The sequence below is a fragment of the Mesorhizobium sp. B2-1-3 genome (assembly GCF_006442495.1).
In the GTDB taxonomy this organism is placed as follows: domain Bacteria; phylum Pseudomonadota; class Alphaproteobacteria; order Rhizobiales; family Rhizobiaceae; genus Mesorhizobium.
Genome location: NZ_VFWL01000005.1, coordinates 239,824 through 261,766 on the forward strand (window position 1 = coordinate 239,824; position 21,943 = coordinate 261,766).

Here is a 21,943-nt window from a genome sequence, read left to right on the forward strand (position 1 = left end):
ACGCGGCGACACCCGTCCACGCCTTTCCGGTCTCCTGCCGGGATTGTTCGCGGTCACGCGACCATCGTCCACCCGAAGCGGCCGGGGATCAAGTCCGGCCGCTCCGTTTTTCGTTGCCAGTCAGACCGGCATCAGCCCCAGCACTTGGCGAGGCCTTCCTTGGTGTCGATGGACTTCACGCCATTGGCCGGCTTGTCGGTCACCAGATTGACGCCGGTGTCGAAGAAGTTCTTGCCTTCGGTCGGCTTCGGCTTGGTGCCGTCCTTGGCGAAGTTGGCGATGGCCTCGATGCCGAGCGCCGCCATCTGCAGCGGATATTGCTGCGATGTCGCGCCGATGACGCCTTCGGCCACCGACTTCACGCCGGGGCAGCCGCCATCAACGGAGACGATCAGCACCTGGCTTTCCAGGCCGACGGCCTTGAGCGCCTGATAGGCGCCGACCGCGGCCGGCTCGTTGATGGTGTGGATGACGTTGATGGTGTTGTCCTTCTGCAGAAGGTTCTCCATCGCCTTGCGGCCGCCCTCCTCATTGCCGTTGGTGACGTCATGGCCGACGATGCGCGCGTCATCCTCGTCGCCGATCTTGTTAGGATCCTTCACGTCGATGCCGTAGCCCATCATGAAGCCCTGGTCGCGCAGCACGTCCACGGTCGGTTGCGAGGGGGTCAGGTCGAGAAAGCCGATCTTGGCGTCCTTGGCCTTGTCGCCGAGCGTCGCGGCGGCCCAGGCGCCGATCAGCTTGCCGGCCTCCAAATTGTCGGTGGCAAAGGTCGCGTCGGCGGCGTCGATCGGATCGAGCGGCGTGTCGAGCGCGATCACCAGCAGGCCGGCGTCACGCGCCTTCTTCACGGTCGGCACGATGCCCTTGGTGTCGGACGCGGTGATGAGGATGCCCTTGGCGCCGTCGGCGATGCAGCTCTCGATCGCCGCGACCTGGCTTTCGCTGTCGCCGTCGATCTTGCCGGCATAAGTCTTGAGGTCGACACCAAGCTCCTTGGCCTTGGCGGTCGCACCCTCCTTCATCTTGACAAAGAAGGGATTGGTGTCGGTCTTGGTGATCAGGCAGGCGCCGACACCGGCCGCGGATGCGGACGAGGCGAATGCCATCAGGCCCAGAGCGGCCGCCGCAAAAACGGTGGACTTCAACAGTTTTGTATTGGTCACGATTTCCTCCCAGTGGAACATTTCAGATGCCGGCCAACCGGCACCCCTCCGGCATCCAAGCAACCTCTCCCGGTACGGATGCCTGCCTCAAATGACACCAGACCAATCTCTCTGTCAATAATTAAATCACTCTTATTTATTATTGACAGCCTTGCGCCGTTCGCACATTCTGTTCCAGAAGCCTCGAGGGGAAATGACGGGAGGAACAGGGGTGGAGACGGCCACTGCCAGGCATGGTTCGCCCGAGGCGAATGAGAGCCTTATTCACCGTGGTACCAACCAGAGCGGCATGCGGGACCACAATGAGCGGCTGGTGCTGTCGCTGGTGCGCCAGCATGGCAGCCTGGCGAAGTCCGACATCGCCCGCATGACCGGACTGTCGGCGCAAACCGTCTCCGTGATCATGCGCGAGCTCGAGGAGGAAAGCCTGTTGCTGCGGCAGGCGCCGCTGCGCGGCAAGATCGGCCAGCCCTCCATCCCCATGGCGCTCAATCCCGAAGGCGCGTTCTTCATCGGCCTGAAGATCGGCCGCCGCAGCGCCGAACTCGTGCTGATCGATTTCCTCGGCAATGTACGTTCGATGCTGCAGCATTCCTACCGCTACCCTGCCCCGCGCGAGACGGTGGAATTCGTCACATCAGGCATGAAGAAGATGCGTGGCGAGCTTTCGCCCGCGCAGGACAAACGCATAGCGGGACTCGGCATCGCCATGCCGTTCGAGCTCTGGAACTGGGCCGATACCGCCGGCGCGCCGCGCGACGTCATGGACGAATGGCGCCATCGCGATATCCGCGCCGACATCCAGGCGCAATGCGATTTTCCGGTCTATCTGCAGAACGACGCCACTTCGGCCTGCGGCGCGGAACTGGTCTTCGGCCAGGCAGGCGCCCCGCGTGATTTCGTCTATTTCTATATCGGCGCCTTTGCCGGCGGCGGCATCGTCCTCAACGGGCGGCTCTTTGGCGGCCCGACCGGCAACGCCGGCGCGCTGGGCTCCATGCCGGTGCCCGGACCGGAGGGAAAGCCGACCCAATTGATCGACGTGGCTTCGATCGCCATGCTCGAAAAAGCGCTCAATGCACGTGGCGTCGAGGCTTCGCATCTGTGGACGTCGCCCGAGGACTGGGGCGAGATCGGCGCCGAGCTCGACGACTGGATTACAAACGCCTCGCGGGCGCTCGCCTATGCCATCGTCGCGGCATCGTCCGTCATCGACTTCGAGGCGGCGGTGATCGACGGCTGGATGCCGACGCAGGTGCGCCGCAGGCTGGTCGACGCCGTCATCGCAACCATCGACACGGTCGATGCCGAGGGATTGAAACTGCCAAACGTCCGCGAAGGCACCGTCGGTATTCACGCGCGCGCTCTCGGGGGCGCCAGCCTGCCACTATCCGAGCGCTTCCTGATCGGTTCGACCACGATTTCCAGGAGCATCTGAATGCTGATCGGAATTCCGGCGCTGCTCGGTCCGGAGCTTCTGGCGATCCTGCGTGCGATGGGGCATGGCGACGAAATCGCCCTGGTCGATGGAAACTACCCGGCCGAAGAGCAGGCAAAGCGGCTGGTGCGGGCCGACGGCCACCATCTCATTCCGGTGCTGGACGCCATATTGAGCGTGCTGCCCGTCGATGACGTCGTGCCGGAGGCGCTGTTTCGCGCCTCGGCCAAGGGCGACCCCTCGCTCGCCGATCCCGTGCATCATGAAATCGAAGTGCTGTGTGCAAAACGCGCGCCCGGGCGCAAGGTGGTTGCGCTGGCCGGTGCCGACTTCTATGCACGCGTCAGGGCCGCGCACGCCATCGTCGCGACCAGCGAACCCAGGCTCTACGCCAACATCATCATCCGCAAGGGCGTGATCCATCCGCCGGAGACGACAAGACAATGATCCTTTGCTGCGGCGAGGCCCTGATCGATATGCTGCCGCGCACGACGACGGAGGGAGAACGGGCCTTCGCACCCTATGTCGGCGGCGCGGTGTTCAACACCGCCATTGCGCTCGGCCGGCTGGGCGCTCCTGCCAGCTTCTTCTCGGGCCTGTCGTCGGACCTGTTCGGCGGCCAGCTCCGCGAAGCGCTCGGGGCGAGCAAGGTCAGTTCCACCTATGCGCACACTTCGCCCCGGCCGACGACGCTCGCCTTCGTGCGGCTGAACGATGGCCAGGCAACCTACACTTTCTACGACGAGAACACCGCCGGGCGCATGCTGACCGGCGAGGATCTGCCGCAACTTGGTCCGGAGATCGAGGCCATGCTGTTCGGCGCCATCAGCCTTATTTCGGACCCGGCGGGGGCCGCCTACGAGGAATTGATGAAGCGCGAGCATGGTCGTCGCGTCATGATGCTCGACCCCAACATCCGGCCGAACTTCATCCCGGACAAGGCAAAGCATCTGAAGCGTATCCGCGAGATGATGGCGATGGCCGATATCGTGAAACTCTCGGATGAAGATCTTCACTGGTTCGACGAAGCCGGCTCGCACGAGGACGTCGTGCGCAACTGGCTCGACCGCGGACCCAAGCTGATCGTCGTCACCCATGGCAGCGAAGGCGCCGTCGGCTACACCAGGGACCACACGGTCAGCGTAACGCCGCGAAAAGTCGAGGTGGTCGATACGGTCGGCGCCGGTGATACGTTCAATGCCGGCATCCTCGCCTCGCTGCATGAGCAGGGCCGGCTAACGAAAGCGGCGATTTCAGGCCTTTCCGAGGACGCCATCCGTGCGGCCCTGACACTCGGCGCCAAAGCGGCGGCGGTGACGGTATCGCGGGCCGGCGCCAATCCGCCCTGGCGCCATGAGATCGCCTGAGTGGCGCGCCAGAGGAAACGAATCCAAATTAACAGGTTCCTTGGAACCTTCGCCGGCGCGCTGTTGATGAGACAGTAAAGAAAACCCGCCTGTGCGGCGGGTCCTTGGCGCAACTCAGCACCATAGGTAGATATGTAGCATAGTTGCCTTCACCCCGTCAAGAAAAAATTCCTATCTTCGGATAGTTGCCGCACTGCGGACTGGCCGTTCTCAGGCCTTGGCTGACCCAAGTTCGGGCCGTGGTAAGGCCCAACATGGATTGAGCCGGCCGATCACTTTATGTTTAGCAGGGTCGACTCTGGGGTTATAAGGCCGTAATTGCGCCGCACGAATCCCGGATTTCCGGCGTCCGGCTGACCGACACCGAAAAATGCGGTAACAGACTGCCACGACCGGGCAATTTGTCGCTCCGCGCGCCCGGCTTTCTCGGCAGGCGCAATTCTGATACCAGCGGGTCGAGGCCAGACCGCCCGGTTAAAATCGTTTGAGGACGACATGCAGTTCATCGATCTTGGCGCACAGCGCGAACGAATCCGCGACCGGCTGAAGGCCGCGATCGACCATGTCGTCGAGGACGGCCGCTATATCCTCGGTCCCCAGGTAGCCGAATTCGAGAAAAAGCTCGCCGCCTATGTCGGCGTCAAGCACGTCGTGGCCTGCGCCAACGGCACCGACGCACTGCTTTTGCCGCTGTTCGCCGCCGGGATCGGCCCGGGCGATGCCGTGTTCGTTCCGAGCTTCACCTTTGCCGCCACGGCGGAAGTGGTGGCGCTGGCCAAGGCCGAGCCGGTTTTCGTCGACGTCGATCCCAAGACCTACAACATCGACATCGCCAGCCTCGAGGCGGCGATCACGATGATCAAGAAAGAAGGCCGGCTGAAGCCCAGGGCGATCATTCCGGTCGACCTCTTCGGCCTTGCCGCCGACTACGATGCCATCATGGCGATCGCCCACCGAGAAGGCCTGATGGTGATCGAGGATGCCGCCCAATCGATGGGCGGTTCGGCGGACGGCAAGATGTGCGGGTCGTTAGGCACGGTCGGCTCGACCAGTTTCTATCCGGCGAAGCCGCTCGGCTGCTACGGCGACGGCGGAGCGATGTTCACCAACGACGACGCCTTGGCCGACAAGCTGCGCTCCTTCGCCTTCCACGGCAAGGGCGAGACGCAATATGACAACATCCGGGTCGGCATCAATTCACGGCTCGACACGCTGCAGGCCGCGATCCTGATCGAAAAGCTCGCCATTCTCGAGGACGAGATGGTTGCCCGGCAAATGGTGGCGAACCGTTATGCCGAAGGGCTTGCTGATGTCGTCACGGCAGCCCGCAACCTGGACGGCAGCCGCTCGGCCTGGGCGCAATACGCCATCGAGACGCCCAAGCGCGACGGGCTGAAGGCGCATCTCGGCGAAAAAGGCATTCCGTCGGTCATCTACTATGTGAAGCCGCTGCACGAGCAGACCGCCTATCGCGACTATCCGAGAACGCCGACCGGCCTTGCCGTATCCGAGCAATTGCCCAAGCGCATCCTGTGCCTGCCGATGCATCCCTATCTCAGCGAAGCCGATCAGGACCGGATCATCGAGACGATCCGCAACTATATCGGATCGAACTCGGCGCAGGCCGCGGCCGAGTAACCAGCCGGCTTCAGGCGGAGCTTGCCCCTGCCCTGCCGCTGGCGATGAAATGCGGATTGGCAAAATCCGCATCGCCGCCCTGGTCTCGCTTGCCATACATCAAGGGCTGTCCATCCAACGTGCGCGTGATGCCGCCCGCGGCGCGCAGCACGGCATCGCCGGCTGCGGTATCCCACTCCATGGTACGACCGAAGCGCGGATAAATGTCCGCCTCGCCATTGGCGACCAGACAGAATTTCAGCGACGAGCCGACAGAGACGATCTCGGCGATGCCTAGGTCACGAATATAGGCTTCGGTTTCGGGCGTGTTGTGGGAGCGGCTCGCAACCACCGCCAGCGGCGTCGCAGCCGCCCTCACCGAAATCGGCCGGCGAGAGACGATGCGGAAGTCGCCATCTATTTCGAGGAATTCCGCCTTGCCCGGCAGCCCGGAAAAGAACCGGCCCGTGCAGGGCGCGAAAACGACGCCGACTTCCGGCACGCCGTGGCGGACAAGCGCGATGTTGACGGTGAAATCGGTGCGGCGATTGACGAATTCCTTGGTGCCGTCCAGCGGATCGATCAGGAAGAAAGCCCCGTCCAGGTCCGGCGGCACGATGCCGGCGGATGCTTCCTCCTCGGCCACGCAGGGAATGTCGGGAAAGGCCGCACGCAATCCGGCCAGAATGATCTTCTCGCTCTCGCGGTCCGCCTCGGTCACCGGCGAGGAATCTGATTTCTGGTCGACCGCGCAGCCGGCGTGGAACACACGCATGACCTCGCGGCCGGCCGCCAAAGCGAGCCCCTCGAAAATTTCGAGCATCGACCTGTCGTCAGATGCCGCCGCCATTGTCGTATTGGTCTTCGGCAATGTCACGCTCGTTCAGCCAGTGTTCCAGGGCATCTACCATCTCCTCGGCCGATTTGCCGAGCGTCTTCAGATGGATTTCCGGTTTTTCCGGCGCTTCGTAAGGCGAGTCGACACCGGTGAAATTCTTGATCTCGCCATTGAGCGCGCGGGCGTAGAGGCCTTTCGGGTCACGCCTGGCGCATTCCTCGAACGGCGTGTCGACGAACACTTCGATGAACTCGCCTTCGGCCATCAATTCGCGGGCCATGCGCCGCTCGGCGCTGAAAGGCGAAATGAAGGAAACGATGACGATCAGCCCTGCATCGGCCATGAGGCGGGCCACTTCGGCGACGCGGCGGATGTTTTCGACGCGGTCGGCGTCGGTAAAGCCGAGATCGCGGTTGAGGCCGTGGCGGACATTGTCGCCGTCGAGAATGTAGGTATGGCGCCCGGAGGCGAACAGCTTCTTCTCGAACAGGTTGGCGATGGTCGATTTGCCCGAGCCCGACAGCCCCGTGAACCAGAACACGGCGGGCCGCTGGTTCTTGATGTCGGCACGTACCCGCTTGCCGACATCGAGCGATTGCCAATGGATGTTCTCGGCACGGCGCAGCGAATGCAGGATCATGCCGGCGCCGACCGTGGCGTTGCTGATGCGGTCGATCAGGATGAACGCGCCGGTTGTACGGTTCTCGGCGAAGGTGTCGAAAGCGATCGGCGTGCGCGTCGAGATGTTGCAGATGCCTACTTCGTTCATCTCGAGCGACTTGGCAGCTTCACGGGCGAAGTCATTGACATTGACCCGGTATTTCAGGTCGGTGACGGTAGCGCTGGTCTGGTCGGTCTCGGTGCGCAGGATATAGGAGCGGCCCGGCAGCAGCGCATGTTCGTCGAACCAGACGATGTTGGCGGCGAACTGGTCGGCGACCTGCGGGCGTGCCGCAGGCGCCACCAGCATGTTGCCCCGGGAAATCTCGACCTCGTCATCGAGGACAAGCGTGATGGCCTGGCCGGCAACCGCCTGGGCGAGGTCGCCACCCTGCGCGACGATGCGCCTGACGCGGGAGGATTTGCCCGACTTGGCGACGACGACCTCGTCGCCTTGCGAGATCGCGCCCGAGGCGATCGTTCCGGCGAAGCCGCGAAAATCGAGATTGGGGCGGTTGACGTACTGCACCGGAAAACGGAACGGCAGCTCGGCCGCGGCCTCGTCGACCGAAACGGTTTCGAGATGTTCGATCAGCGTCGGGCCGGAATACCATTCCATCCTGTCGGAGCGGCCGGTGACGTTGTCGCCGTAGCGCGCCGACATCGGGATCGGCACGATGGTCTCAAAGCCGAGATCGCGCGAAAATTGCAGATAGTCCTGCGTGATCCGGTCGAAGACCGCCTGGTCGAAATCGACGAGATCGATCTTGTTGACGGCCAGCACGATATGGCGGATGCCGAGCAGCGAGGCGATGATCGAGTGGCGCCTGGTCTGGCGCAGCACGCCTTGCCGCGCATCGATCAGCACGATCGCCAGGTCGGCGGTGGACGCGCCGGTGGCCATGTTACGCGTGTACTGCTCGTGGCCGGGCGTGTCGGCGACAATGAATTTGCGCTTTGGCGTGGCGAAGAAGCGATAGGCGACGTCGATGGTGATGCCTTGCTCGCGCTCGGCTTCGAGACCGTCGACCAGCAGTGCGAAATCGATGTCGTCGCCGGTCGTGCCGTGCTTGCGCGAATCGCGTTCGAGCGCGGCGAGCTGGTCCTCGAAAATCTGCTTGGTGTCGGACAGCAGGCGGCCGATCAGCGTCGACTTGCCATCGTCGACGGAGCCGCAGGTGAGGAAGCGCAGCAGCGATTTCTTCTCCTGCGCCGCCAGATAGTCGCGGACGCCGTCGGTAGGTGCGAGGCTCTTTGCCATGATGTGGCGCATGGTCAGAAATACCCCTCGCGCTTCTTCTTTTCCATCGAGCCGGCTTCATCCCGGTCGATCAGGCGGCCCTGCCGTTCGGAGGTGCGCGCGGTCAGCATCTCGCCGACGATAGCTTCCAGCGTGTCTGCTTCCGATTCGATGGCGCCGGTCAGCGGATAGCAGCCGAGCGTGCGGAAGCGCACCAGCCGATTCTCGATCGTCTCACCGGGGCGCAATTTCATGCGATCGTCGTCCTTGAGGATGAGCATGCCATCGCGTTCCACGACCGGCCGCTGCTTGGCGAAATAGAGCGGCACGATCGGGATGTTCTCCTGCAGGATGTACTGCCAGATGTCGAGCTCGGTCCAGTTGGACAGCGGAAAGACCCGGATCGATTCACCCGTGGCGATGCGGGTGTTGAAGATCTTCCACATTTCGGGACGCTGGTTCTTCGGATCCCAGACGTGCTGGGCGTTGCGAAAGGAAAAGATGCGCTCCTTGGCGCGTGACTTTTCCTCGTCGCGGCGGGCGCCGCCAAAGGCGGCATCGAAACCGTATTTGTCGAGCGCCTGGCGCAGCGCCACGGTCTTCATCACATGGGTGTGGGTGTTCGAGCCATGATCGAAGGGATTGATGTTGTCGCGCACGCCATCCTGGTTGACGTGAACCAGGAGATCGAAACCGAGTTTTTGCGCCATCTGATCGCGAAAGGCGATCATCTCGCGAAATTTCCAAGTTGTGTCGACATGAAGGAACGGAAAGGGCGGCTTGGCGGGATAGAATGCCTTCATCGCCAGGTGCATCAGCACGGACGAATCCTTGCCTACGGAATAGAGCATGACCGGCTTGGTGAAGGCGGCCGCGACTTCACGGAATATGTGGATTGACTCGGCCTCAAGCCGCTGCAGGTGCGTAAGCGCTGTTGTCATGGCCTGTCTAGCGTTCTCTCGTGCCTTCCGACAGAAGACCTGGCATCAAATCATCGGGCTTCCCGCCCGGTTCAAGCTTGCTTCTGGACAATGTTATTCTTGCGGGCGTTCTAGCAGATCGCCGCTGCCCAGAACAATGCAAGACGCGCCTGGCAAGGAGTGGTTCGGGAATGAATTTTCCATCCATGCGTCAAAATGCGGAAATTCCTGCTTGTCACGCCGGCGGCTGAGAAAATGCGGGGGAAAAAATTGCTTGATGAAAAGCACGCAGTCTTCGCCGCGCCCAAATCCGATCGTCTGCCAGCGACTACCGATTTTCGGTGGCAATCGGCCTTGATGCACTTTCAGAAAAAAGCCCAAGCCGCTATACCGGCCCCTGAAAGCGGGCAGATGCACGATGCGACACGGGCAATTTCGGCAGGGCTATGTTCGCCGCCGTCAGACAATCCGCCGTGTGAAGCGTCCGAGAATGGTGAGCCGCCCTTGAGCCAGCTTTCATCGATAAGACGGCAGTTCTCGCCCGCGCGGATCAATATCTATTTTTCCATCGCTTGCTTCTTTTTTCCACCGGTCCTGGGGTCTGTGGTGAGCTTCGTGTTCAACGGCGGCGGCCTGTGGTCGGTTCTTTTGATCGCCTCGAAAAAGAGGCGCTTCAACATCGACCGGGCGATGATGGCGCTCACGATCGCGATCTATGCCTATTGCGCGGCAAATCTCCTGGCTTCGCTCGCCAATAACGCAATTGTCAGGGATGCGCCGCATCTGATCCCGCTCGTCACCTTCCTGTTTTTCCCCCTCTCCTATTCAACCTGGAGCATTACGCAGAAAACAACCCTTGTCCGGATCATAATCCTCAGCAGCATGGCCGCCTGTTTCGTCGCGCTGCTGTTGGCGATCATCCAGCAATATTGGATCGGGATGAGGGCGGAGGGCGGAGCGGGAAATGCGATCGTGTTCGCCACGGTCGTCTGCCTTGCAGTGATGGCCTGCGTGGCCGGTGCCCTGTCGGGCATCGAAAGGCACAAGAGTGCGCTGATCTGCGCAGCGCTCGGCGGAACGATCGCCATCATCTATTCCGGCACGCGCATCATCTGGCTGGCGCTGCTGATTTCCGGCATTGCCGTGCTGTTGATCAACCAGCATTGGCTGAAAGGGAAGAATGCCGTCCGTCTGCTGCTTCTGCTGGCGGCGATCGGCGTCGCGGTCGCCGCTATCGGCTTCCATACAATATCCGACAGATTTGATTTTCTGCGCTCTGATTGGGACGCGCTTGGGGCGCACGGCAATTCCGACACCTCGCTTGGAATACGTGTTGCCCTCTGGGACATCGGCCTGAAGGCATTCCGCGACATGCCCTTGTTCGGACACGGAGTGGGCGCCAACCAGCTCTTGATCAGGCAGGGCTTCCAAGACCTGTTCGCGAAAACGGCAGGTTTCAATCATTTCCACAATGGCTTCCTGACGGCATTGGTACAGGCGGGCATCCTGGGCGCCGTGACTTTGGCGGCGATCTTTGTCGTCGCCGGCAGAAACGCCGCCCTGGTCCTGCGCAACAGCGCCGACCCGATCGAGCGCTTTGGCGCCACCATGGTCGTCGTCATGGTGATCACCTACCTGACGGCTGGGATGACAGGCATCCTGGTCGGCCAAGATATCCTGGATTCGGTGTTCATGGTCTTCCTGGTATCCGGGACCTATCTTGCGTCGGGACGTCAGGCCCCGTTGCCGGAAGAGATGCCGCTTCCGCCAGTCACGCAATAGCGGCTCCGGGCAAGGCAATGAAGGTCTTGGTCACAGGCGCATCGGGCTTCATCGGACGTCTCGTCGTGCAAAGGCTTTGCGAGGCAGGGGTGGAGGTTCGCCTCGCCTCGCGCTACCCAGAAAGGCTCGCTTCGGGCAGCGACATCGTTGGCTTGCCGCGTTTCGATGCGCCGGCCAAGGACTTCCTTGCCGTCACCCGTGACGTCACGGACGTCGTTCACTGCGCCGGCTTGAACAATGATCAAGGCGAGGCCACCGAAGCCGACTACCGAGCCGCCAACGCGGAACTGAGCGCGCGGCTGGCGCATGCGGCCGCCATGCAGGCAAGCGGACGTTTCATCCAACTGTCATCGGTCCGGGCCGTGATCGGCGCCCGCGTCAGCGCAACGATCGACGAGCATACGGTCCCCGATCCGCAATGCGCCTACGGGTGCTCGAAACGCGAGGGCGAGATCAGGGTCCTGGACGCCTATGCATCGCACGGCCGCGCCGACGCCGCCGTGCTGCGCCTGCCTGCCGCCTACGCAAGCGGCATGAAGGGCAATCTGGCAATGCTGATGCGCCTGGCCGATACAAGCCTGCCGCTGCCGACGGGTGTACTGACGGGAACCCGCTCGCTGGTGTCGGCCGACGCAGCCGCGCAAGCCGTGCGGCATTTGTTGGCTCATCCGGGGCCGCTTAGCCCTGCCTATATAGCCAGCGATGTGCCTCCGGTGTCGGTGGCAGCCGTCGTAAGCGCCTTCCGTAAGGGACTTGGGCGGCCGGTGCGCCTGGCTGCCGTACCGGCCAGCCTGATGCGGATGGCCGCGGTCGCGCTAGGCAAGCGGGCGTTTTGGGAAAGCATGACGGCGACACAGATATGCGACCCTTCCCTGCTCGTCTCGCAGGGCTGGCTGCCGGAAACAGCGACGCTTGATCGTCTAAGCGAAATCGCGGCGCGCAGCAGGCAAGCTCAACCTGGATAAATCGTCGCGAGCAGGATGCGAAGATCAAGGCCGATCGAGGCGACCTTGAGATAGTCGGCATCGGTTTCGGCCAATAGGGCCGGGTCCGACATGTCGATGCCCTTGACCTGAGCCAGGCCGGTGATGCCGGGAAGCGCCGATGAAACGCCCAGCCGTCGGCGGCACTCGATCAGCTCGGTTTGCGTCGGCAGACAGGGACGCGGTCCGACCAAGCTCATCTCGCCCTTCAGAACATTCCAGAACTGCGGCAGCTCATCGAGCTTGAACTTCCGCAGGGTCTTTCCGGCCGGCGTCACGGCATTCGCCGGCGCCTCGTGCGAAGGCAAGGATGGCGTGCCGACATACATCGTGCGCAATTTGTGACAGCGAAAGAGCACGCCATCGCGGCCAACCCGCGTTTGAGAAAAGATGGCCGGACCGGGCGACGATATACGAACAGCCAGGACAGCGAGCGCCAGGACGGGTGACGTGACCAGGAGCAGCAGCGCCGCGCCGGCAAGATCGAAGATTTGCTTGGCTGTCTTCATGAACCGCCGATAGTGCTCGTTGCCAAAACCAAAGACGAAATACGAATCCGCTCGACGTAGCATGAGGCTATCGCTCGACCAAGCTCGACCCCTCGCCAGCCAGCGCCCCAGAGTCCCGAAGGTCCGCCGATAAATGCCGCTCTTGCGCAGATTGCTCAAGCGCCGAAGAAGGCCAGGGTCTTTTGAAGCATCAGTTCGCCTGCCCGGCCGCTTTCGGGATCACGGCCTCAGGCACGTCCCCTCTTACCTTCTTGGTATGGTCAAGACCCGCAAGCACCGCGAGCGAGGATGCCTTGTCCTGGCTCTTCACGGATTGCTGCAGGGCCGCAAGCGCCGCCTGGACATCGGACCATTCCGCGACATCGGTGCTCAGGCCAAAAATCTTGGAAATGCCGAGTTCGACCAGCTCCTCATCCTCACCATGCAACGTTTCATGGAGTTTTTCACCGGGCCGGATTCCGGTGAAGCGAATGGGGATGTCCGTGTATGGGCTTTTTCCGGACATGCGGATCATCGTCTCGGCAACTTCGAGGATCGGCACCGGTTTGCCCATGTCGAGCATGTAGACGGCGTAGTCGTCGCCGGCTTTCCGCGAGGCGGCATCGGCAGCCGACATGATGACGAGGTCGACGGCTTCGGCCACGGTCATGAAATAGCGCGTCATGCGCCGGTCGGTTATGGTGACCGGACCTCCGGCCTCGATCTGCGCCTGGAATATGGTTGCGACCGAGCCATTGCTGCCAAAGACATTGCCGAACCGAACGGCTATGAACTTGGTGGCGGGGCGCCGCGCGCCGGGCTCGCCGGCGGGCGTTTCATGCAAGGCGCTGACGATCTGTTCGGCCGCCCGCTTCGTCAGGCCCAGCACGGATGTCGGGTCCACGGCCTTGTCGCTCGAAACAAGCACGAATTGCTTGACGCCGCATTTGGCGGCAACCTCGGCACAGACAAGCGTTCCGAAGACATTGGTCTGGATGGCCGAATCCCAGTTTTCCTCGAGCAAAGGCACATGCTTCAGTGCCGCGGCGTGGAAAACGATGTCCGGCTTGAACTCGGTGACGACACGCGTCATCTGGCGCCGGTCGGCGACATCGACAATGCGGACCTTGAGGCGGTCGTGGTCCTTCTCTTCGACATATTGGCTCAACTGGAAAATGCCGAACTCGGAATTATCGGCAACCAGCACCGCCTCCGCGCCCAGTTCCAGTGACCTCTTGACCAGGGTGCGGCCGATGGAACCGGCGCCGCCGGTGACCAGGACGCGCTTGCCGCCGACGAAGGCCCCGATGCGTTCGATGTCGGACGGAACCGTGGGGCGGCGCAGGATCGTTTCCATCTCGACCTCGTCGAGAACGAGCTTTCCTTCCTGGCCAAGCTGCGAAAGCCCCGAGAACTGCACCACCGCTATGTCGCCTTGCCGGGCAACACGGACGAGCTCCGAATACTCCTCGATCTCATGTTCGGCGCCGCTGCCGAAAATCAGCAGGTCCAGGCTTGTCGTACCCTTGGCGTATTCTTCCAGCACCTCGATCAGGCGGGGGCGGGTGGCCACGACGGGAACGCCCTGGATCCGAGTGCCCTGCGGAACACCGTGCTCAATCGCCATAATCCCCGCAATTGAATACTCTACAGGCTGCGTCGTGCGCGTGAAACGGATGATTACGTCGGCCTCGCTCAGCTTGCCGACAAACACCGCTCTCTTGGTCGAAGCCTTGCCGCGACTCAGAATGCGCCAGCTCGCGCCGTCGCGAAAGAACCGGTAGAAAATCCGGGGCGCCGAGATGATCGTGAAAGAAACCAGGAAGAAGACGATGAACTGGCGCTCATTGAGGCCCGCCACCGGCTGAAAAGAACGAACAAAAAGCGAAACACAGTAAAGGACGATGGTCAGTATTGCGCAGCCCTTCAGGATGTTGAAGAAATCCGGCGTCGAGGCGAAGCGCCACACAGTATTGTAGAGGCCGCAATATCTGAATAACAGATGACTAAGAATAATGATGCTCGCCCAGCAAGCGAAACCCGCTGGAGAGAACGCTTCGAACGACAGCCTCGACTGCGATAAAGTCAGGCTAAGCGCCACCGCCACCAGAACCATGGCGATGTCTTGAATCATGATGATGGCGCGACGCATTGTGGGCCGGAGTCCGGGTACAGCTTCTACATAGGATTTCATCGGACGGTACTGAACTCCAGGCGCGAAGACTTCAATACTAAAGTGGCTCTAGAGCGAATACCATCCGTCACCGGCGGCTTCTTTTTAGTACCAAATCTTCGGCCCCCGCCGCGTGTATCGCATAGCGTGGACTTGAAATCATCGCCAGAGATTTTTTCATAGGTTGGCGGGTGAAGAGAAAGTCCGTTTGATCAAGATCTTGCACATCAACTGCAAAGAGCCCTGGAGTCCGACAGCAACTCAGGATAGAGAGAGGGGTCGGCCGGAGAGGTCAATCCTTGACTACTCTTTGCCCTGGTGCGGTCTGCTCTCGACCTATGGCCTATGGTTCCGCAGATATCAAGCGGTTCGAGAATGCCGGCAGCGCGATCGTGAGGCCATCGCTCGGTCCTTGACGCCAGACGGCTCTCACCCTGTCGACGCGGCTGGGAATGCAGTGTGGATAGCTGGAAGGAAAGGTGAACCGCCCGAAGCGATTTTGCGGTTGACAGCCAAGTCTGCTGCAATATGACGGTCTTCCCTTTACCAGCCAAAGCGAAGTGATGAAGTTTGGATCAAGTGGCCTGCGAGGGTTGGCTTCAGAATTAGTCGGGAAACCCAGCGGCCTTTATACGGAGGCTTTCGCTTGGCGTCTCGTTGCCGATGGGGTCCGATCGAAGGCCAAGGTGTTCGTTGGTCGCGACTTGCGCGATAGCAGTCCGACGATCGCCGCCAACTGCATGGCTGCCTTGGCGGCAAGTGGGTTTCAACCGATCGATTGCGGTGCCATTCCAACGCCAGCCTTGGCGTTGTATGCCGGGCAGCATGACGCAGCGGCGCTCATGGTTACGGGTTCGCACATCCCTGCGGACCGCAATGGCATCAAGTTCTATAGCCCGCGGGGCGAGATCACCAAGGCCGATGAAGCCGCTATGGCACACTATGCTGCCGAACGGCTAGACGCCTATTGCCCCCCGCCGCCAATAGGTACGGCTTTGCCGGGGCATCACGACAATGCGATCGCCGCCTATCGCGCGCGCGCTGATGACATCTTGGAGCCAGGGTCCCTTTCGGGCCTGAGGCTCGGCGTCTATCAGCACAGTTCGGTCGCGGCGGATCTTCTGGTGGAGGTTCTCCGATCCTTTGGCGCAGATGTGACACCTGTCGGGAAATCGGAGATCTTCGTACCCGTCGATACCGAAGCCGTTGACGAAACCACAATTGCAAAGTTCAAGGGTTGGGCGCGGGAATTCCACCTCGACGCCATCGTGTCGACCGATGCCGATGCTGATCGGCCACTGATTGCCGACGAGAATGGTGACCTGTTTCGCGGCGACCTGATCGGCCTCGCCACGGCTCTGTTCCTGCGGGCTGACATCGTGGTGACGCCCGTGACTTCCAATTCAGGTATTTCGAAAGCCTTCGGTTTTACGGTTCTGAGAACGAAGGTCGGATCTCCCTTCGTCGTCGAAGCCATGGAAGCCTCACACCACCCCGAGAAAATCGTTGTGGGCTTTGAAGCCAATGGTGGCGTTCTCTTGGGGTCGGACTGTTCGCTACACGGCAAGACATTGACGGCATTGCCGACACGGGATTCACTGCTCCCCATCCTGGCTGTCCTCGGAATGGTTGCGTCGACAAGAAAATCGCTGTCAGGTCTGCGCGCGTTGTGGAATCTTCCGGCCTGTGCAAGCGAACGCCTTGAGAATTTCCCAGTGGAGAGTTCGCGCAGCTTGATGCGTCGGCTCGCGGATCGGCCTGCACTGCAGCGGTTTCTGGCCCCGTTCGGGATTGTTGCTGAAGTTGACGAGACCGACGGCCTAAGGACACAAATGCTGACTGGCGAGATCATCCATCTGCGGCCGTCCGGCAACGCGCCTGAACTTCGCTGTTATTCGGAGGCAGCAGACCCAGGCAGAGCGAGAGCGATTGTGGCGCTGACGCTCGAGAGGGCGCGGGCAATCGCATCCACAAACGAAGCAGAGGTCATTTCATGAAAGTGGTTCCCGTCATCATCAGCGGTGGAGCCGGATCGCGACTATGGCCTGCCTCAAGGCAATCGCACCCCAAGCCTTTTCTTAAAGTGGCGGACGGGCATTCGCTTATTCAGCACACGGTGCTGCGCGCCGCGTCGATTGAGGGCGTGGTGGAACTCGTGGCTGTAACGTCCGGGGACCACCTTTTCCTCACGAAGGACGACTTCGACGAACTGGATTCGGTTGTGTTGCCGCGTACGTTTCTGCTCGAGCCGGAAGGCCGGGATACGGCCGCTGCCGTGGCGGCAGCCACTGTCCATGCCAAGGCAACGCAGGGTCCTGATGCGATTCTATGCGTCTTCCCGGCCGATCACATGATTGGCAACTTGCCTGCGTTTCTAGACGTTATGGGCCGCGCCATCGAATATGCAAAACTGGGGCGGATTGCCACACTGGGCATCAGCCCAACCAGGCCGGACACGGCGTTCGGCTATATCGAAGCCGATGGTGAGAAAGTCGTCCGTTTCGTTGAAAAACCGGATCTCGACACAGCCAAGGCCTATGTCGAATCCAAACGCTTCTTCTGGAACGCGGGGATATTCTGCTTCAGCGCGCAACGCATGCTCGACGAGATGGCTTTGCATTGCCCCGAAGTGATCCAGGCGGTTTCCGACAGTTATGAGAACGGCCGATTCAGTCAAGGCGAAGGCTTTGCCAAAATCGAACTCGCGCCCGAGCATTTTGGCTCCGCTCCGCGTATCTCTCTCGATCATGCGGTTATGGAGAAGGCGAACAATCTTGCCGTGGTTCCTTGCGACATGGATTGGAACGACATCGGATCTTGGAACGCAATGGCCGATTTGATCACTCCTGACGAAAGCGGCAACAGGCTACGCGGCGATGTTCATATGGTGGACACCACCGGCAGCTATATAAGTTCCGACAAACGCGTCATCGGCACGGTCGGGGTCAGCGATCTGGTGATCGTCGATTCTCCCGACGCATTGCTTGTCGCCTCCCGCGATCGCGTTCAGGACGTCAAGAAGTTGTTCGAGGGCCTCAAGGCTTCCGGGCATGAGGCACATTTGGTCCACAGCACCGTACATAGGCCGTGGGGCACCTATACGGTTCTGGAGGAAGGCGAGCGCTTCAAAATCAAACGCATCGAGGTGAAACCCGGCAGACGTTTGAGCCTGCAGATGCACTACCATCGTTCCGAGCACTGGGTCGTGGTCAGCGGCTCCGCGAAAATAGTCAATGGCGACCAGGAGCTGTTCCTGGCGACCAACGAGTCAACCTACATCCCCTGCGGTCATAAACACAGGCTGGAAAACCCTGGCCGGATTGACCTGGTGATCATTGAAGTGCAAAGCGGCGATTATCTCGGCGAGGACGATATCGTGCGTTTTGACGACGTATACGGCCGCGCCTGACAATCCATTGGCTCACGGTGCTGGGGGCGGCAAAGCCTTAGGGGCTGGGCGGACACAAATCGGATACATCGAGAACATTGATGAAAAAAAAAGCACTGATAACCGGCATCACCGGGCAGGACGGCGCCTATCTGGCGGCATTCCTGCTGGAAAAGGGTTATTCCGTTCACGGCGTAAGGCGCCGCACATCCCTTTTTAATACGGATCGCATCGATCATTTGTATCATGATCCACATGAAAAGGGTGTAGATCTGACGTTGCATCATGGCGATCTGACTGACTCATCAAGTCTGATGCGGATCATTCAGCTCGTTCAGCCGGATGAGATTTACAATCTGGCGGCACAGAGTCACGTAGCCGTTTCATTTGAGGAACCTGAATACACCGCCAACTCCGACGCTCTAGGGGCGTTGAGAATTTTGGAAGCCATCCGAATTCTCGGCTTGGAGAAGAAGGTCCGTTTCTATCAGGCGTCTACGTCTGAGCTGTACGGGCTCGTGCAAGAGACGCCGCAAAAGGAAACCACGCCATTCTACCCACGGTCTCCTTATGCCGTGGCCAAATTGTATGCATACTGGATTACGATCAATTATCGCGAAGCATACGGCATCTATGCGTGTAACGGCATTCTGTTCAATCACGAGTCCCCAATGCGAGGTGAGACGTTTGTGACGCGTAAGATTACGCGAGCGCTGGCACGGATCAAGCTAGGCATGCAAGAGAAGCTTTACCTGGGTAATCTAGATTCACTGCGCGACTGGGGGCATGCCAAAGACTATGTTGAGATGCAATGGCTTATGTTGCAACAGGAGGCGCCTGAGGATTACGTTATCGCAACTGGCGAGCAGCATTCCGTGCGCGAATTTGTGACTCTGGCGGCTGCGGAACTGGATATTGACGTAAGATGGGAGGGAAAAGGCGTCGGCGAGAAAGGGTACGATAACAAAAGCGGTCAATGTATAGTGGCTGTCGATGCGGCTTACTTTCGGCCGACAGAAGTCGAAACGCTTCTTGGCGACGCCAGTAAAGCTCGAAAGAACCTTGGCTGGGAACCTAGGATTAAATTCACCGAGCTGGTCCAAGAAATGATTCGCGAGGACTTTAAGGGTGCCGAGCAGGAAAAGCTGCTTACAACGCATGGCTATCAACGCTTCACTCGCGCAGAATAACCATGGCACGAATTCCAGTATATGAGCCATACCTTAGCGGAAACGTATCGGCGTATGTCAACGAGTGCTTGACTACGGGTTGGATTTCCTCACGTGGAGCCTTCATATCCCGATTTGAAAAGGCTTTTGAGGAGTATGTAGGCGCGAAAGAGGCGACAAGCGTGGCAAACGGTACCGTAGCCATCCACCTTGTGTTGGATGCATTGGGCATCGGTGCCGGCGACGAGGTCATCGTTCCAAGCTTCACCTACATAGCGTCGGTCAACACCATTTTGCAGACCGGCGCGACGCCAGTCTACGTCGATTCGTTGGAAGACACGCTGCAGGTGGATCCGCAGGCAATACGTGACGCTATAACCCCGAGAACCCGCGCGGTCATGGCGGTGCATTTGTATGGCCATCCCTGTGATATGGATGCGATCTCGGCCCTTTGCCGCGATCATGCTCTTTTGCTCATCGAGGACTGCGCGGAAGGCTTCGGGACCCGGTGGAAAGGCCGGCATGTCGGCACGTTTGGTGATGTTGCCACCTTCAGTTTCTTCGGGAACAAGACAATCACAACTGGCGAAGGCGGAATGGTTCTGGCGCGATCGGCTGAGGTGATGGACAAGTGTCGGCGCCTGAAAAGCCAAGGTGTCTCGCCGACCCGCGAATACTGGCACGACATGCTCGCCTACAATTATCGGATGACCAATATCCAGGCGGCGATCGGGCTTGCCCAGATCGAGATGGCTGAAGAGATCATCCACCGCAAGCAGCAGATCGCAGAGATATACCGGACCCGACTGTCCGGGCTTCCCTTGAGGACCCATGATCCCGTGGGCGACGTTAATCATTCGCACTGGATGTGTTCGATTGTCGTTGACCACGTTGAGGATCGAGATCGGTTGCGTGCGCGTCTTGCCGACGACGAAATCGAGACACGCCCGTTTTTCCCCTTAGCCAGCCACATGCCGCACTGTTATTCTGACCGGGCCTTTCCGAATGGCGATAGCGTAAGCAAGCGTGGCATCAATCTGCCGAGCTACCCCGGACTGACCGAGGAACAGTTGAACCGCATATGTTCTTCGATCATCGGTTATTTCGAGGATCGACCGCGGTGACTTTGCGTTAAGGAAATGGCCTGTGAACGAGTATCTTAGGGGCATTTGGGCCGCGCGATATTTTTGGATGCATCTCGCGATGTCCGATCTGCGCGGTCGCTGGAGAAGGTCCTTCTTCGGTGTCCTGTGGTCGATTATCCAGCCTCTGGGCCTAACGATCCTTATCTCCATCGTATTCAGTCGCATCTTCGACGCCGCGATCTCGGAATATGCGCCCTACATTCTCTCCGGGGTCATCATCTGGGAGTACATCGTCTTCAATGTAAGTGGAGGCGCATTGGCTTTCGTCCAAGCCGACGCGTACATCAAGCAGACACGTCACCCGTTAGCGATATATACGCTTCGAAACGTTATTTCCGGGCTTATGGTGCTTGCCCTGGCCAGCATCAGCCTCATCGGTTGGGTGCTTGTCGTTATGCCGCAGAATTTCGGCTGGTCTTGGCTTGCCGCCCTCACGATATTCCCGATCATCGGTCTGATTGTCTGGCCGTGGGCGACGATAATGGCATATTTTTCTGCCCGTTTTCGCGATCTGCCGCATGCGCTTGGCCTGATATTGCAAGCCCTATGGTTTGTCTCACCAATCTATTTCGAGACTTCGGTGTTCCGCAAAGGCAATCTGCATGTCCTTCTGGACTACAATCCGCTTTATCACCTCCTCCAGATCGTACGCGCTCCACTCCTGCATGGTGAATGGCCCGTCGCTGCCAATTACCTGTGGTGCTTCGGGACTATCGCAGTGCTCGTGCTGATCGCAGCACTCGTGGGCAGGTCCGCCGAAAAGAGGGTGATCTTCTACCTATGACAAACCGGATTCACCTCGAGTCGGTAAACCTCCATTATGCATCCGTCGGCTTCAGCGAGCGGTCGTTGAAATCCATGCTGGCGTCGCTGGCGACGTTGAACGGAGGAGGCAAGAAGATCGTCGACATCCACGCATTGAAGGATGTTAGCCTGAACATTGGTCCTGGCGAACGCGTTGGCCTTCTAGGACACAATGGGGCCGGCAAGAGCACGTTCCTCAAGATGGTGGCAGGATTATACCCGACATCTTCCGGGAAGCGCGTGGTCGAGGGGACCGTCCGGTCTTTGTTTGACCTGAGTTTGGGTTTCGAGCCTGATGCCACCGGCCGGGAGAACATCCTGTACCGCGGACTTCTCCTTGGTCTCTCGCCCAAATTCATGCGCTCGATAGAGGACGAGGTTGTCGCCTTTGCCGATATCGGGGAGTTTATCGACTATCCGATCAAAACCTATTCCGCTGGCATGCAGGTGCGCCTCGCCTTCGCGATTTCGACAGCGGTCGGCGGTGACATTCTCCTCCTCGACGAGGTGATCGGTGCCGGTGATGCGAATTTTATGGGAAAAGCGCGCAAACGCATCCTGGATCTTGTCGAGCAGGCGGAGATTCTGTTGCTCGCTTCACACGACTTTGGCACGCTGAGTTCCATTTGTGAGCGAGGTGTTGTTTTTCATCATGGAGCGGTTGCGTTTGACGGCGCAATAGGGCCCGCGATCAAGGCATACAAAAAAGTGAATGGATTGGCGCAGTGATGTCGATGCCCACCCAATCTGTCTTGGTCGGCGTTC

18 protein-coding genes are annotated in these 21,943 nt (G+C 60.0%); 12 read left to right on the plus strand and 6 right to left on the minus strand.

The window, feature by feature from the left end:
• Positions 1 to 131 precede the first annotated feature (131 nt).
• Positions 132 to 1,148, minus strand: coding sequence for a sugar ABC transporter substrate-binding protein (locus FJ973_RS11845; RefSeq protein ID WP_181165177.1), 1,017 nt, complete (start codon positions 1,146 to 1,148; stop codon positions 132 to 134).
• 229 nt (positions 1,149 to 1,377) lie between these two features.
• On the opposite strand from FJ973_RS11845, the gene FJ973_RS11850 reads away from it, so the two are divergent.
• The 4 genes from FJ973_RS11850 (at position 1,378) to FJ973_RS11865 (ending at position 5,609) form a co-directional block, all read left to right on the plus strand.
• Positions 1,378 to 2,604 carry an ROK family protein gene (locus tag FJ973_RS11850; protein WP_140520761.1) on the plus strand — a complete coding sequence of 409 codons (1,227 nt, stop codon included), beginning with the start codon at positions 1,378 to 1,380 and terminating at the stop codon, positions 2,602 to 2,604.
• Positions 2,605 to 3,051: an RbsD/FucU domain-containing protein gene (locus FJ973_RS11855; protein ID WP_140514913.1), complete on the plus strand. Its 447-nt coding sequence runs from the start codon at positions 2,605 to 2,607 to the stop codon at positions 3,049 to 3,051. It abuts the gene before it with no gap.
• Positions 3,048 to 3,971, plus strand: a complete 924-nt coding sequence (locus FJ973_RS11860; RefSeq protein WP_140494831.1) for a carbohydrate kinase — start codon at positions 3,048 to 3,050, stop codon at positions 3,969 to 3,971. Before FJ973_RS11855 ends, FJ973_RS11860 begins: the two co-directional genes overlap by 4 nt.
• A gap of 495 nt (positions 3,972 to 4,466) precedes the next feature.
• Positions 4,467 to 5,609, plus strand: coding sequence for a DegT/DnrJ/EryC1/StrS aminotransferase family protein (locus FJ973_RS11865; RefSeq protein WP_140555882.1), 1,143 nt, complete (start codon positions 4,467 to 4,469; stop codon positions 5,607 to 5,609).
• 10 nt (positions 5,610 to 5,619) lie between these two features.
• On the opposite strand, the gene cysQ is transcribed toward FJ973_RS11865, so the two are convergent.
• Genes cysQ through cysD form a run of 3 tightly spaced genes read right to left on the minus strand, consistent with a single transcriptional unit; the run spans position 5,620 to position 9,267 of the window.
• Positions 5,620 to 6,411, minus strand: coding sequence for a 3'(2'),5'-bisphosphate nucleotidase CysQ (gene cysQ / locus FJ973_RS11870; protein WP_181165144.1), 792 nt, complete (start codon positions 6,409 to 6,411; stop codon positions 5,620 to 5,622).
• A gap of 10 nt (positions 6,412 to 6,421) precedes the next feature.
• Positions 6,422 to 8,359 (minus strand): sulfate adenylyltransferase subunit CysN, encoded by a 1,938-nt coding sequence (gene cysN / locus FJ973_RS11875; RefSeq protein ID WP_181170895.1) that lies wholly within the window; start codon positions 8,357 to 8,359, stop codon positions 6,422 to 6,424.
• Positions 8,360 to 8,361: 2 nt separating this feature from the next.
• Positions 8,362 to 9,267 (minus strand): sulfate adenylyltransferase subunit CysD, encoded by a 906-nt coding sequence (gene cysD, locus FJ973_RS11880; protein ID WP_140555886.1) that lies wholly within the window; start codon positions 9,265 to 9,267, stop codon positions 8,362 to 8,364.
• A 483-nt stretch (positions 9,268 to 9,750) separates the two neighbouring features.
• Here cysD and FJ973_RS11885 point away from each other — a divergent pair, with 483 nt between their 5' ends.
• Complete coding sequence (locus FJ973_RS11885) at positions 9,751 to 11,028, plus strand: O-antigen ligase (protein WP_140555955.1); 1,278 nt, start codon at positions 9,751 to 9,753, stop codon at positions 11,026 to 11,028.
• A 17-nt stretch (positions 11,029 to 11,045) separates the two neighbouring features.
• Positions 11,046 to 11,993: an NAD-dependent epimerase/dehydratase family protein gene (locus tag FJ973_RS11890; protein ID WP_140520765.1), complete on the plus strand. Its 948-nt coding sequence runs from the start codon at positions 11,046 to 11,048 to the stop codon at positions 11,991 to 11,993.
• Here the strand turns inward: FJ973_RS11890 and FJ973_RS11895 are convergent.
• Positions 11,981 to 12,520, minus strand: coding sequence for a sugar transferase (locus FJ973_RS11895; protein WP_140494844.1), 540 nt, complete (start codon positions 12,518 to 12,520; stop codon positions 11,981 to 11,983). The genes FJ973_RS11890 and FJ973_RS11895 overlap by 13 nt on opposite strands.
• Positions 12,521 to 12,710: 190 nt before the next feature.
• The gene (locus FJ973_RS11900; protein ID WP_181165146.1) at positions 12,711 to 14,693 is read right to left on the minus strand and encodes a nucleoside-diphosphate sugar epimerase/dehydratase; all 1,983 of its coding nucleotides are present in this window, start codon (positions 14,691 to 14,693) and stop codon (positions 12,711 to 12,713) included.
• Between the two features lie 542 nt (positions 14,694 to 15,235).
• Here FJ973_RS11900 and FJ973_RS11905 point away from each other — a divergent pair.
• The 6 genes from FJ973_RS11905 to FJ973_RS11930 all read left to right on the plus strand — a co-directional run bounded on the left by FJ973_RS11905 (position 15,236) and on the right by FJ973_RS11930 (position 21,907).
• On the plus strand, positions 15,236 to 16,669 hold the full coding sequence (locus FJ973_RS11905) for a phosphomannomutase (RefSeq protein WP_140555887.1): 1,434 nt from the start codon (positions 15,236 to 15,238) through the stop codon (positions 16,667 to 16,669).
• Positions 16,666 to 18,081, plus strand: coding sequence for a mannose-1-phosphate guanylyltransferase/mannose-6-phosphate isomerase (locus FJ973_RS11910; protein WP_140555889.1), 1,416 nt, complete (start codon positions 16,666 to 16,668; stop codon positions 18,079 to 18,081). The genes FJ973_RS11905 and FJ973_RS11910 overlap by 4 nt, the downstream gene beginning before the upstream one ends.
• A gap of 80 nt (positions 18,082 to 18,161) precedes the next feature.
• Complete coding sequence (gmd, locus tag FJ973_RS11915; RefSeq protein ID WP_140555890.1) at positions 18,162 to 19,250, plus strand: GDP-mannose 4,6-dehydratase; 1,089 nt, start codon at positions 18,162 to 18,164, stop codon at positions 19,248 to 19,250.
• 2 nt (positions 19,251 to 19,252) lie between these two features.
• The gene (locus FJ973_RS11920) at positions 19,253 to 20,353 is read left to right on the plus strand and encodes a DegT/DnrJ/EryC1/StrS family aminotransferase (RefSeq protein ID WP_140555892.1); all 1,101 of its coding nucleotides are present in this window, start codon (positions 19,253 to 19,255) and stop codon (positions 20,351 to 20,353) included.
• A gap of 22 nt (positions 20,354 to 20,375) precedes the next feature.
• Positions 20,376 to 21,158, plus strand: coding sequence for an ABC transporter permease (locus tag FJ973_RS11925; RefSeq protein ID WP_140555893.1), 783 nt, complete (start codon positions 20,376 to 20,378; stop codon positions 21,156 to 21,158).
• Complete coding sequence (locus tag FJ973_RS11930) at positions 21,155 to 21,907, plus strand: ABC transporter ATP-binding protein (protein WP_140555895.1); 753 nt, start codon at positions 21,155 to 21,157, stop codon at positions 21,905 to 21,907. The genes FJ973_RS11925 and FJ973_RS11930 overlap by 4 nt, the downstream gene beginning before the upstream one ends.
• Positions 21,908 to 21,943: the final 36 nt, after the last annotated feature.